Source organism: Ruminococcus flavefaciens, from assembly GCF_900143025.1.
Taxonomy (GTDB): Bacteria; Bacillota; Clostridia; order Oscillospirales; family Ruminococcaceae; genus Ruminococcus; species Ruminococcus flavefaciens_I.
Map to the genome: position 1 here is coordinate 39,826 of NZ_FRCT01000016.1, position 13,008 is coordinate 52,833.

12 protein-coding genes are annotated in these 13,008 nt (G+C 46.4%); 7 read left to right on the forward strand and 5 right to left on the reverse strand.

The genetic code is table 11. The features are described from left to right. Positions 1-293 precede the first annotated feature (293 nt). The 7 genes from BUB28_RS13730 to pta all read left to right on the forward strand — a co-directional run bounded on the left by BUB28_RS13730 (position 294) and on the right by pta (position 7,837). Positions 294-1,226: an NPXTG-anchored protein gene (locus BUB28_RS13730; protein WP_072952114.1), complete on the forward strand. Its 933-nt coding sequence runs from the start codon at positions 294-296 to the stop codon at positions 1,224-1,226. Further along, positions 1,216-3,066 (forward strand): DUF4430 domain-containing protein, encoded by a 1,851-nt coding sequence (locus BUB28_RS13735; protein ID WP_072952115.1) that lies wholly within the window; start codon positions 1,216-1,218, stop codon positions 3,064-3,066. Before BUB28_RS13730 ends, BUB28_RS13735 begins: the two co-directional genes overlap by 11 nt. Continuing rightward, positions 3,050-3,928, forward strand: coding sequence for an energy-coupling factor transporter transmembrane component T (locus BUB28_RS13740; RefSeq protein ID WP_072952116.1), 879 nt, complete (start codon positions 3,050-3,052; stop codon positions 3,926-3,928). The genes BUB28_RS13735 and BUB28_RS13740 overlap by 17 nt, the downstream gene beginning before the upstream one ends. Then, positions 3,901-5,529: an ABC transporter ATP-binding protein gene (locus BUB28_RS13745; RefSeq protein ID WP_072952117.1), complete on the forward strand. Its 1,629-nt coding sequence runs from the start codon at positions 3,901-3,903 to the stop codon at positions 5,527-5,529. Before BUB28_RS13740 ends, BUB28_RS13745 begins: the two co-directional genes overlap by 28 nt. A gap of 4 nt (positions 5,530-5,533) precedes the next feature. Beyond that, positions 5,534-6,220 carry an ECF transporter S component gene (locus tag BUB28_RS13750; RefSeq protein ID WP_081373538.1) on the forward strand — a complete coding sequence of 229 codons (687 nt, stop codon included), beginning with the start codon at positions 5,534-5,536 and terminating at the stop codon, positions 6,218-6,220. Positions 6,221-6,255: 35 nt separating this feature from the next. Continuing rightward, the gene (locus tag BUB28_RS13755) at positions 6,256-6,660 is read left to right on the forward strand and encodes an HIT family protein (protein ID WP_072952118.1); all 405 of its coding nucleotides are present in this window, start codon (positions 6,256-6,258) and stop codon (positions 6,658-6,660) included. Positions 6,661-6,817: 157 nt separating this feature from the next. Continuing rightward, positions 6,818-7,837 (forward strand): phosphate acetyltransferase, encoded by a 1,020-nt coding sequence (gene pta / locus BUB28_RS13760; protein ID WP_072952119.1) that lies wholly within the window; start codon positions 6,818-6,820, stop codon positions 7,835-7,837. Positions 7,838-8,042: 205 nt separating this feature from the next. Here the strand turns inward: pta and BUB28_RS13765 are convergent, their stop codons facing one another. The 5 genes from BUB28_RS13765 to ligA all read right to left on the reverse strand — a co-directional run bounded on the left by BUB28_RS13765 (position 8,043) and on the right by ligA (position 12,797). Further along, on the reverse strand, positions 8,043-8,996 hold the full coding sequence (locus tag BUB28_RS13765; RefSeq protein WP_072952120.1) for a hypothetical protein: 954 nt from the start codon (positions 8,994-8,996) through the stop codon (positions 8,043-8,045). Next, the gene (locus tag BUB28_RS13770; RefSeq protein WP_081373539.1) at positions 8,993-9,574 is read right to left on the reverse strand and encodes an RNA polymerase sigma factor; all 582 of its coding nucleotides are present in this window, start codon (positions 9,572-9,574) and stop codon (positions 8,993-8,995) included. The genes BUB28_RS13765 and BUB28_RS13770 overlap by 4 nt, the downstream gene beginning before the upstream one ends. Positions 9,575-9,684: 110 nt before the next feature. Then, positions 9,685-10,134: an AlbA family DNA-binding domain-containing protein gene (locus BUB28_RS13775; RefSeq protein ID WP_072952122.1), complete on the reverse strand. Its 450-nt coding sequence runs from the start codon at positions 10,132-10,134 to the stop codon at positions 9,685-9,687. Between the two features lie 32 nt (positions 10,135-10,166). Further along, the gene (locus BUB28_RS13780) at positions 10,167-10,820 is read right to left on the reverse strand and encodes a Crp/Fnr family transcriptional regulator (RefSeq protein WP_072952123.1); all 654 of its coding nucleotides are present in this window, start codon (positions 10,818-10,820) and stop codon (positions 10,167-10,169) included. A gap of 21 nt (positions 10,821-10,841) precedes the next feature. Beyond that, a complete protein-coding gene (gene ligA / locus BUB28_RS13785; RefSeq protein ID WP_072952124.1) occupies positions 10,842-12,797 on the reverse strand; it encodes an NAD-dependent DNA ligase LigA in 1,956 nt (651 codons plus the stop codon). Positions 12,798-13,008 lie beyond the last annotated feature (211 nt).

Genomic DNA, 13,008 nt, shown 5'->3' on the forward strand with positions numbered 1-13,008 from the left:
ATTACTTATTAGCATCTTCTTTGCTTGACAGTGCAAAAGCAGTGTGCTATAATATGTGCATAAGTTAATATTTTGCAGTTCGGAACTGAGGGAAGCACGGTGAAATCCCGTCGCAGCAGTCACTGCCGTACAGTCGGATCGCTCGCCGAAATTTGCAGGTATTTATCGTTTTTGGACAATGAAAAACGTATGCCTACCCACTTCGCTGTTACGCGAAGCTTCTCAGTTGCGCTTTTCTGCCCTGCGGAAAAGCTTTTTTGTTGCCCTAATTATTTTTAAAGGAGTCGGTCAATATGAAAAAATCAATCGCTATGGCAGCAGCTCTGCTTATCTCATGTTCAGCTATCTGCATGACAGCAGGTGCAGAGGACGAAACAAAGGTCTATGTTACTATCTCTGATAATAACAGCAAGATCGTTATTGCTGAGGAGCCTATCGTTGTTACAGATACAGATAATGACGGCAAGCTCACTATCAATGATGCACTCTATCTCGCTCACGAAAAGTTCTATGAGGGCGGTGCAGCAGCAGGCTATAAGTCCTCCGTTGGTCAGTGGGGACTGGGTCTTGACAAGCTCTGGGGCGTTGAAAACGGCGGCAGCTACGGCTATTATGTAAACCATAATATGGCTATGGGCTTATCTGATATCGTTGCTAATGACTCATTTATAGATGCTTATGTATTCCCTGATCCTAAGGATCTCAATTACCACTACAGCTATTTCACAATAAGAAATCACGCTGATAGCGATCCAGGATATGAGACCGAAATGAACCTCATGTATGTGGATTTCGATGAGAACTGGCAGCCTGTAACAAAGCCTGTTGCAGGTGCAAAAATAACCATAAACGACAAGGAGACCGATATCGTTACCGATGAGAACGGCAGCTTCAAGGTTACTCTTACAGAACCAGGAAAGAACGTTGTAAGTGCTGTTACAGATTCAGTAAAGATAGCTCCGCCTGTATTTACTGTGAATATCAACGGTAATGCTGTAACTACTACTACTTCTACCACTACAGAAACTACTACTACAACTACAGAAACAACAACAACTACTACAGCAAAAACTACAAAAGCTACCACAAAGTCCACAGCAAAGGCTACTACTGCAAATAAGTCAAGCTCTCCAAAGACCGGAGACAAGGGTGCAGGTATAACTTTCTTCGCACTCGGTGCAGCTGCCGCAGTTGCTATTGCTTTCAGACGCAAAGATGAGGAATAAGATACTTTCGGGTATCCTGTGCTCTGTCATCACATTGATGCTTTCACTCAGTATTATCCCTTTAAGGGCTGAGTGCAGTGAATATACCGCCGATGATATCCAATCTGTCATCGGCGGTATCGTTGATTATAAGCTCAGACAGGCAGGCTGCGGCAGCGTACAGGAATGGCTCGGCAGCGAATGTGCGGAAGGTGCAGGCAGGACCTCGGACTGGTACGTTATCGCCCTCAGTCAGGACGGATATACCGACCTTTCCGCCTATGAAAGCTCTCTGCGCAGCTACCTCGACAATAATACTGTTGCTTCAGCTACCTCCCGTGAAAAATACGCACTTGCTCTGTGTGCCGCAGGAAGCTCCGACTGCTATATCTCCGATATCCTTGACAGCTCTATTGGCGAGCAGGGCATGATGAGCTGGATATACGGTCTTCATGTACTCAATAACGGCTATACCTGCCATAATTTCACTAAAGACTCTGTTGTGGACACTATCCTTTCCATGCAGTACGATGACGGCGGCTGGGCTCTTTTCGGAAGATACGGCGATATCGACGTTACAGCCATGACCGTGCAGGCTCTTGCTCCGAACTGCGGCAGAAGCGATGTTGCGGATGCTGTTGACAGAGCTCTTGACTTTATGTCACGCCGTCAGGAGGATAACGGCGGCTATCAGAGCTTCGGCACTCCCAATCCCGAAAGTGCCGCTCAAGTGCTTACTGCGCTGTCGGCTTTAGGCATAGACTGCCGATACGATGACAGGTTCATCAAGAACGGCAATAACGTCATCGACGGTATCACCGCCTATCAGCTCAGTGACGGAAGTTTCTGTCACGCTATGGGAGGAGACTCCAACGAAACTGCGACCGTCCAGTCAATGTACTCACTTATCGCCTTCAAGCGTATGGAGGAAGGACGCTCTCCCCTGCTTATCCTTGATAATTGCAGCCTGCACAGGCAAGATGCTCACGAAAATGATAACAGTGTTGAGCATAACGATGATAACGTAAATAACAATGCAGAAAATCATACTAATGCTCAGACTACGGCTGCAAATAAGGGTACGGACGCAAAAGCCACCGTTTCCACAGCAAAAATATCGGTTACGACTGTCAGCAGCAAAACTACAATTTCTTCAAAGACTGCTGTTATTACTTCAACTGTTATAAGCTCAGCTTCTGATGCAAAGATATCTGCAACTACTATTGTTCAGCAGTCAAACAAGCACAAAAACTATAAGCCCGCTGTCATACTGATTATTATTGGTTCAGCCGCTGTTATCGCACTTATAATGCTTATCATCGGCAAACGCAATTACAAGAACTTCATATTCCTTGCAATTGTTGCAGGCGCGGCAGTTATCATCGTTCTTGTCACAGATATTTCCTCACCCGAGGAATACTACAGCGGCAAGAAAAAGCACAAGGAAAATGCCATAGGAACTGTTACCATAGAGATAAGATGCGATACTATCGCAGGCAAGTCAAACTCAGAGTATATCCCCGAGGACGGTGTTATACTTGCGCCTACTGCCTTTGATATAGAAGCAGGTGACACAGTTTTCGATATCCTTACAGAGGCTGCTCAGACCTACGGCATACAGGTAGAAAATACAGGCAGCTCAGGCGGCTCCCACGGTATGATATACATTGCGGGAATAAACTACATCTACGAATTCGATTTCGGCGACCTTTCAGGCTGGGTCTACCACGTAAACGGTATCACGCCCTCAAGGAACTGCGGAGAATACGTGCTCAGCGACGGCGATAAAATAGAATGGCTCTACACCTGCGAGCTTGGTCACGATCTTGATGAGGTATACGAAAATGAGGAAGTTTTCTGAATACAACCCCATAGTCATTGCAGTATGGTTTTTCAGCGTTACAGGGATAGCAATGTTCTGCAACTATCCCCTGCTCATGGCGATATCACTTATGGGCGGAGTGCTTTTATTCATGGTAAGGAACGGATTTTCTCACGGTAAGGAGCATCTTTTCTTCTGGATACTCTTTGTGATACTCGCCCTTGCAAATCCGCTCGTATCACATAACGGAAAGACCGTACTCTTTGTTATGAACCATAATCCCGTAACTCTTGAAGCTCTGCTGTACGGCGTGAATTCGGCAGCTATGATAATCGGTGTGCTGTACTGGTTCCGCTCATTCACTCAGATAATGACGAGCGAAAAGCTGCTGTATCTCACAGGCGCACTTTCGCCAAAGCTGTCGCTTGTGCTGTCAATGGCACTCAGATTTGTACCGCTTTTCAGCAGGCAGTCAGCCAAAATCAACGATGCTCAGACCGCAATGGGACTCTACAAGGACGACAACATCATTGACGACATAAAGGGGCGTACAAGGGTGTTTTCGGTCATGGTAACATGGGCTTTGGAAAACGGCATAATCACGGCAGACAGCATGGAGGCTCGCGGCTACGGCACAGGAAAGCGCACTCAGCTGCGGCGCTTCGGTTTCCGCAGCGGGGATATTATCCTGCTCATTGCTACACTGCTGCTTTTAGGCGTAACTGCCGCGGCTGTGGGGACAGACTCCCTCAGCATAGACTTTTACCCTGAAATAAAACTAAATTCTCCCAATATACTCGGTATATCGGGAATTATATCCTACGGCGCACTCATACTGCTGCCGCTCATTATCGAAACGGAGGTCAGATTAAAATGGAAATACTTGCGGTCAACGATCTGACCTTCACTTACCCTCAATGCAGCTCTCCTGCACTGAAAAACATCTGCCTTTCACTGGAAAAAGGAGAATTCGCTGTACTCTGTGGAGCTACAGGCAGCGGTAAATCCACTCTGCTGCGTATGCTGAAACGTGAGCTTTCGCCGCTGGGAGATGTGAGCGGAAATGTCAGCTTCTGCGGAAAGGAGCTATCCTCCCTCGATGACAGGACTTCCGCTGCTTCAATAGGCTTTGTAATGCAGCGTCCCGAACAGCAGATAGTCACGGACAAGGTGTGGCATGAGCTTGCCTTCGGACTGGAAAATCTGGGCGTAAAGTCCGATGAGATATACCGACGCATTGCTGAAATGGCAAGCTATTTCGGTATCGGCGACTGGTTTGACAGAGATACCGCTGAGCTTTCGGGCGGACAGAAGCAGCTCCTCAATCTTGCTTCCGTCCTTGTCATGCAGCCCGAGCTGCTTATACTCGACGAACCTACCGCACAGCTTGACCCTATTGCTGCCGCAGACTTCATAGCTACCCTCAAACGACTCAATCAAGATTTCGGTCTTACTATAATAATGGCGGAGCACCGCCTTGAGGACGTTGTTCCCATATGCGATAAGCTCATAGTCATGGAAAAGGGCAGTATCATCGCTGATGCTCCCCCCTCAGAAGCTGTTGCACAGCTTAAAAACCGCCCTCAGATACTCTGCGGTATGCCTGCGGCTTCGCGTATTTACGCAATGCTCGGCGGCAGCGGCAGCTGTCCGCTGACAGTCCGCGAGGGCAGGTCTTTCATCGAAAACAGCTATAATAATACGACCCGTGTACTTCCGCAGGCATCGTATGAGCATAACGACTCTGCGGCACTTGAATTCAAGGACGTTTATTTCCGCTATTCCCGTGACGGCAGGGACATTCTTGACGGACTGAGCTTCACAGTGTACAGCAGTGAGATATTCTGCATATTGGGTGGAAATGGCTCAGGCAAGACTACTGCTCTTTCCGCAGCAGCAGGGCTCCTCAGAGCCTACAGCGGCAGGATAAAGGTGCTTGGCAAGAAGCTTAAAGAATACAAAAACCGCTCTCTTTACCGCGAATGTCTTGCAATGCTTCCTCAGGACGTTCAGACAGTATTTCTGAAAAATACTGTCCGCGAGGAACTTGAAGAATGTGGTGCGGAGCTTTCTGAGCTGCCTTACGACATTTCTCATCTCCTTGACAAGCACCCATACGACCTTTCAGGCGGTGAACAACAACTTGCTGCACTTGCAAAGGTACTCGCCGCAAAGCCGAAAATACTGCTTCTCGACGAGCCTACAAAGGGGCTTGACTCCGCTGCAAAGCTCAACATGATAAAAGTTATGCAAAGCCTGAAGGCTAAAGGAGTAACCATTATAACCGTTACTCACGATGTGGAATTTGCCGCAGTCTGTGCAGACAGGTGCGCTATGTTCTTTGGCGGAAAAATCGTTTCCACAGGTACTCCACATGATTTCTTCCCTCGCAGCAGCTTTTACACAACTGCTGTGAGCAGAATGACCCGCGGTTATTACGACAATATCATCACCGTTGACGACGCAGCCGAAATATGCCGAATTAACGGCAGAAGGGAGTAGTGCCATGCTCCTGATAAAAAGCAAAAAAATGCGCGATATGATAAGGATTGCCGTCCCGTTTATTGCAGTGCCTATGATAACGATAGTGGGAGCAGTTGCTTTCGACGAAAAAAAGCACATAATCATATCTCTCGCCGTAGCGGTTTCTGCACTTCTCCTATTCGCGGCAGGCTTTGAAAAAAAGTCCACGGGAACGCGCCGAATGGTCATTGTTGCAGTCATGGTGGCTTTATGCTTTGCAGGACGCTTTATCCCCTTTCTAAAGCCAATAGCCGCACTTACTATAATTACAGCTCTGTATCTCGGCAGTGAAGCAGGCTTCTTGGTAGGTTCGTTGTCTGCAATACTCTCCAATTTCTACTTCGGACAGGGTCCGTGGACTGCCTTTCAGATGCTTGCATGGGGACTTATAGGTTTCTTCGCAGGACTCCTTGCAGACAGGCTCCTGAAAAGCCGCGTTCTGCTGCTCATATACGGAGCAGCAGCAGGTCTGGCATATTCATTCATCATGGATATATGGACTGTCCTGTGGTATAATCAGGGCTTCGATATAAATCTCTATCTTGCGGCACTTGTAACAGCTATCCCCTACACTGTGTCATATGCGGTATCAAACGTACTGTTCCTTTATCTGCTCGCGCCGCCTTTCGGTGAGAAGCTCCAGCGCATTAAGATAAAATACGGAGTATAAACAGCTCTATATCAATTTTCAGAAAGGATAAAACAATGAAAGACTGCATTTTTTGTAAAATTGCCGACCATTCCATACCGTCAATGACTGTCTATGAGGACGAATATACTATTGCCTTTATGGATACGGCCAAGGACGTTGACGGTCATATTCTTGTTATCCCCAAAACTCACGCCCATAATATCCTTGACTGCGATAATTATACTCTTTCACAGCTTATATCCGCCGTAAAGAAAGTATCCTGTCATCTTGTTGAGAACTGCGGCTTCGAGGGAGTCAATCTCCTCAATGCCAGCGGAGAGAGCGCAGGACAGTCCGTACAGCACTTTCATATCCATGTGATACCGAGAAAAAGCGGCGATAGAATCAACGCATGGCCACATTTTGACGGTGCAAAAGAGGATATTGAAGACGTTTTCAAGAAGATAATTATAAAATAACGCTTTTACTATATTTTTCGGGCGACGAAACGCCGCCCATACATTTGCAACTTACGAGATGTCGAGGGCGCCGTCCCCTACAATTAATATTTGACTTTGCAAAACAACTGTGCTATAATAGTAGGGTAAAAATTAAATCCAATGGAGGTCTCTCAAAATGGGAATGTTTGACAAGCTTATAGCAAACCTTAAATCCAGCAAGAAAACTATCGTCTTCACTGAGGGCAGCGATCCACGTATCCTCTCCGCAGCTGACAGACTTATCAAGGAAAACCTCATGGGCGTTATCCTCTGCGGCAACGTTGACGAGGTAAAGGCTGCTGCAAAGAACGGCGGCTTCAATATTGACAGTGCAGAGATACTTGATCCTGCTACTTATCCTGAAATGGACGCTCTCGTAGCTCAGATGGTAGAGCTCAGAAAGGGCAAGATGACAGAGGAAGAGTGCCGCACAGCTCTCTCAAAGTCCAACTACTTCGGTACTATGCTCGTTAAGGCTGGCAAGGCAGACGCTCTTCTCGGCGGTGCTACATACTCCACAGCTGATACAGTAAGACCTGCTCTCCAGATAATCAAGACAAAGAAGGGTTCAAACCTCGTAAGCTCTTCATTCATTCTCTTCCGTGAGAAGGACGGCAAGGAAGAAAAGATAGCTATGGGCGACTGCGCTATCAATCTCGGATACACAGACAGACTTGACAAGGACGGCAATGTAGTTCTTTCAGCTGCAAGACAGCTTGCTGAGGTTGCTGTTGAGACTGCAAAGACTGCTGATTTCTTCGGCATTGATCCTAAGGTAGCAGTTCTCAGCTTCTCTACATACGGCTCAGGCAAGGGCGGCACAGTTCAGCTCAGCCACGATGCTGTAATCGAAGCAAGAAACATTGATCCTAACCTCGTTATCGACGGTGAATTCCAGTTCGACGCTGCTGTTTCAGCAGAGGTTGCTAAGACAAAGTGCCCTGACTCAAAGGTTGCAGGACAGGCTAACACATTCATCTTCCCACTTATCGAAGCTGGTAACATCGGCTACAAGATAGCTCAGAGACTTGGCGGCTATGAGGCTTACGGTCCTATCCTTCAGGGCCTTAACGCTCCTATCAACGACCTTTCAAGAGGCTGCAACGCTGACGAAGTTTACAAAATGGCTATCATCACAGCAGGTATGGCAAACTGAGGCAGTTTGATCCCAGCCACGTTGGCACTCGTAAACTCGTTTACTCTTAACAAAATCGTTAATTGTACATCGCTTACGGCACAAGCTGAATTAATAAAAAAATCGGGACTATATGTAGGGGACGGCGTCCCCGACGTCCCGCAATTCATGCAACAATATAATTATAAAAAATGGGACTGCATTTGTTTGCAGTCCCTTTGTGTTTTTACTGAGCATTTATATCATTGTTATCTTCATTTGTTATTTCAACGGGCTTTTCCGTAACATCACTTATGCGCCAGCCATTTTCGGTGTTCACGATAGTAAATGTGGTCTCAAGAGTAAAATTTTGCGACTCGATTTGATGTGTATGTCTTATAGCTGCAATTATATTGCCATTCTCGTCAAACTCACTATTTAAATCGTATCCTTCCCATTTTAATGTTTCTACACCGATATCGTGGATACCTTTTTCGATATAGTATCCATTATCCGTGGTGCACACGAATGTATGCTTTTTAGTATCTTCATCAATATCAGAACACATTTCAAGTACTTTATGTCCTAATTCATTATCAAGTATTTCTAAACAGCGCTTTTCAATATCTGCCCATGTGGGGTATCTCTGGTCGATAACGCGATAGAACTCTAACTGATACTCAAACTGACCGTCCTCTGTTTTCATTGTCCTTGAGATAATATCAGACTTGTCAACTTCAAGGTCTCCTGCATGGAGGGCACACATAAACTCCCTGTAATCGTCAATAAGAGACTTTGCAATAGTGTCTGTGTCAACTTCCTCTGCTTCGGTCAGTTCCTCTGTAACAGCTTCTGTTACTTCCTCTGTCGTAGTCTCTGTGGGCTCAAGAACTATCTCCTCCACCTCTGCTGACGGCGACTGACCGCTGCGGCTTATAAACGCCATACTGCCGCCTATTCCGGCAACAAGGAGCACAGCCGCAGCCGCAACACTTGCGCCCTTATACCACTTAGGTCTGCGGTATTTTTCAACTCCCGATACATCAATACAGTTATTCTCATTTTCATTGTTTATATCAAACTTTCTTTTACTCATAGCGTACAGCCTCTCTTTCTGCTCGTCATTGAGGACGGGATACTCTTTCGAGAGCCTGTCAGCAGTTTTGTCATCTATATCATTGAATAAATCCTCTGATCTCATTGATATCCCTCCTCCGTGATACCTGCCTCGCTCAGAAGCTCCCTGAGCTTTTTTCTTGACCTGCTCAGCCTTTTCTGTACCGCGGTGTCGCTCAGTCTTACAAGCTCGGCTATTTGTTTTGTTTTCATTCCGTAGTAATAGAAGTAAACTATGATAGACGCATCAGGCTCACCCAGCTTTTTCATACAGTCGAGAACTGCCTCACGCAGAGCTGCTCTCTCCGCAGTCTCCTCAACTCTGATATCAGCCGAAAGCTCGCCTATGCTCTCCGACTCAATGGATATTGTAGTTTCAGCCTTAGGTGAAAGCCGCCTGAAATAGCCTATAGCAGTACGTTTTGCTATAGTGCCGATTATTCCTCTCAGATCGCCGTCTGCCTCTGCATGGCTTTCAAGATATCGGAATACCGCCGCAAATGTATCGCTGAGACACTCGTCAATGTCCTCGCTTGTGCCGCAGCCCTTCAGCTTGTTTGCGCATATCGCATAAACATACCCGCAATACTCGTCAAACAGCGCACGTCTGCCCTCCTCGGCTGACTGCTCCATTTTACAGTGCAGCTCTTTATCTGTCATCATTTCACTCCTTTGAATGCATTCATATATTACACTCGCTTTAGCCTGTGTTTTTCTGACCTGTCATAAAAAACTAAGGGAGAGACATTTTCATCAGGTCTCTCCCTTATTATTCATTTACTTCTCAGCATTTCTGCAACTTCTTCTACGGAGCATTTATAGTCGCCGTCGCCGCTGCGCTTATAAGTGCCTGTATAAATACTTCCGCCCAGATATATAGGCTCCTCGCCCTTTTTTATACGCGGTACGTTTATCACGATTATATGCTTGCCCTCGGTCTCAACTATCCTCACATCACGCTCGGCAAGGATATTTCTGCTGACCTTTCTCTTGTCGTTGATTATCTCCCAGAAGTCGCTGATAAGCCACTCGGGGTCAGGCAGGTCTACGGGGTGAAGTGACTTGTCCTTATGCTCCTCTACACCGAGGAGAATTATACCACCGAGAGTATTTGCGAAAGCAGAATATGTTTCCCAAAGACTTATGGGCAGTCCGCCTATAGCTTTTTTCGCTTCTATGCGGTTATTTTCCTTGTATTTTTCGATCTTTGTAAGGTCTATCACTTTTTCACCTCCTATACACGGGACGCTGTCCCTTACTTACCGCTGAATATCACAAAGTGATTTTTACAGTAGTCTATCATTCCCTCAGCTCTCATTCGGCTAAGCTCCTTCGACAGAGCTGTACGCTCAAGATTAAGATGATCTGCCATTTGCTGGCGGTCGTATGGTATATCGAATTCGCTCTTGCCTGTTTGCAGTGCAACTGTACCGAGATAAGCCATAATGCGCCCTCTTGCACTCTTTGATGCTGTATGATAGCTTCGCTCCGAAAGCATGAGTTCATTCCTCAGCGACACCATAAGAAGATTATTCCTGAGCTTTACCGCCCATTCTTCATTCCTGTCCGCAAGCCTGCTCATGTCAAGAAAAAGCACGCTGCAATCCTCGTTTGCGCAGTAATCCACAAGCAACGGCTCATCGGGCAGCATGGCATATGCCGCTGCAAAAGTCTGTCCTTTCATAATTATGCTCAGGACCTTACGTTCACTGCGCGTATCGCTGCTTTCAACGGAAACACTGCCGTCGGCAACTATGCACAGGTCATTCGTCATTGTTCCTGCACTGAGTATATTCGTGCCTTTTCTGTAGCTTCTTACTCTCAGCTCCATTGCCATAAGAGCCGTTTCAAGCTCCTCCCTTGAAAAGTTCACGAACATTGCAGTTTTCAGCAATAATTCAGTGTTCATATCTCCTCCGAAAAAAGTACGTCAGCTCTGCATAAGTGCCTGAAATTCCTCCTCTGTGATTATAGGTACTCCAAGCTCCTTTGCAGTTTTGTTTTTAGATGAATTTGAAGTTGAATCGTTATTTATAAGGTAATCAGTCTTTGAAGATACCGAACCTGCTGCCTTTCCCCCATTTTGCTCTATAAAGGCTTTGAGCTCGTTTCTGTTCTTCCATATATGGACTGAACCCGTTATTACAAAGGTCTTGCCTGCAATGGCAGACTCGCCGTTCACAGCTTCTGCTTCGGTTATTTCAAGCTCTGCAAGCAGGTTATGGAACTCCTCAAGATTTCGGCTGTCCCTGAAAAAGCTGACATAATCGCTCGCAAGCACCTCGCCTATGCCGTCAATTGCCGTAAGCTCGGCTGTTGACAGCTTTTCTATCTCCTCGGCTGTAGTGTATGTGCCGCATATTAACCTTGAAGCCTGCCTGCCTATATTGGGTATTCCCAACGAATACAGCACACGGCTAAGCTCTGTTTTTCTTGAAGCCTCAACTGCGTCTTTAAGCTTCTGATATGACTTCTCGCCGAAGCCCTCAAGAGTGACTATCTTTGCCTTATGGTCGTCAAGGTGGTAGAAATCGCGAAACTCACGGACAAATCCCTCAGATATAAGAGTCTCAATAGTTGCCGTTGACATTCCAACTATATTCATGGCATCACGCTGCACAAAATGCTCGAATTTACCGATATGCTTAGCTGCGCAGTCCTTATTGGGACAGACAAGGGTCTCAACATCGTCATCTGATGTGCGCACCTCCGTTGCAGCTCCGCAGACAGGACATACAGAGGGTATCTCCAAAGTTCCCGAAGCTGTCTTATTCTCCAGCACCTGCGGGATTATCATATTTGCCTTGAATATGGTAAGTGTATCGCCTATGCCAAGTCTCAGCTGCTTCACTATGCTGAGATTATGGACAGAAGCTCGTGAGACCGTAGTTCCTTCAAGCTCCACAGGGTCAAATATCGCAACAGGATTGAGCAGACCTGTACGGCTCGCCGACCACTCCACCTCGCGGAGCGCAGTATCCGCAGTCTCGTCGCGCCACTTAAAGGCAATGCCGTTTCTTGGCGCATGAGAGGTCTCGCCGAGGCTTAATCCGTAGGCTACATCATCATACATGAGCACAAGACCGTCGGACGGAAATTCATTTTCCACAATAGCTTTTTCAAAGTCCGTAACTGCTCCCTCAACGGTATCGGAGTCCACAAGAACGCCGTAAACTCGCTGAAAACCGAGCTCCTCCAGCCAGTTGAGCCTTTGCGAGAAGGAGTTCTCCTCATAGCCCTCGGCTGACACAAGATTGAATGCAAAAAAATTTATATTTCTCTCCGCAGTAACACGGGAGTCAAGATTACGTACAGTTCCCACGCAAAGATTACGGGGATTTTTGTACTTTGCCCCCTCGTCTATCTCGGAGTTCACCTTTTCAAAGTCCTTGTACTTCATCAGAGACTCACCGCGTACTACCATACGACCGCTGAATGGGATACGAGCAGGTATACCCTTGATGTGCCGTGCGTTTGCGGTTATATCCTCGCCTATCTCACCGTTTCCGCGGGTCACAGCCTGTACCAGCTTTCCCTCCTCATAGGTCAGCACAAGAGTAAGTCCGTCCAGCTTCCAGCTGAGAAAGCCCTTATGACTGCCCAGCCAGCTTTTGAGCTCGTCAACGCTCTTGGTCTTGTCAAGCGAGAGCATTTTCGAGGGGTGACGTATCTTTTTCAGTGAAGAAGACACCTCATAGCCTACCTGCTGTGTACGGCTCCCGCTGAGGATAATGCCTGTCTTTTTTTCAAGTGCTTCAAGCTCATCATAGAGGTCGTCGTACTGTTTATCGGACATTATCTCAACGCCTGTATTGTAATAAGCGTCCGCAGCCTTTGCCAGCAGCTCGTTCAGCTCCTTCATTCGGTTTATATCATTTACAGCCATAAAAGTAACTCCTTTTTTTAGTTGCTATTATTATACCACATTTAGAATAATAAATCAATTAAATATCAGTAAACAGTTTAGTATAAGACTGCAATATCTGCCATTACACAGTAAACAACTGCCCCAATATTCATATCAAACAAATACAAGCTCATTTTTTTGTATATAACATAGAAAAAATTTTTCCTGATAATCAATGGTTTTCCGTTGA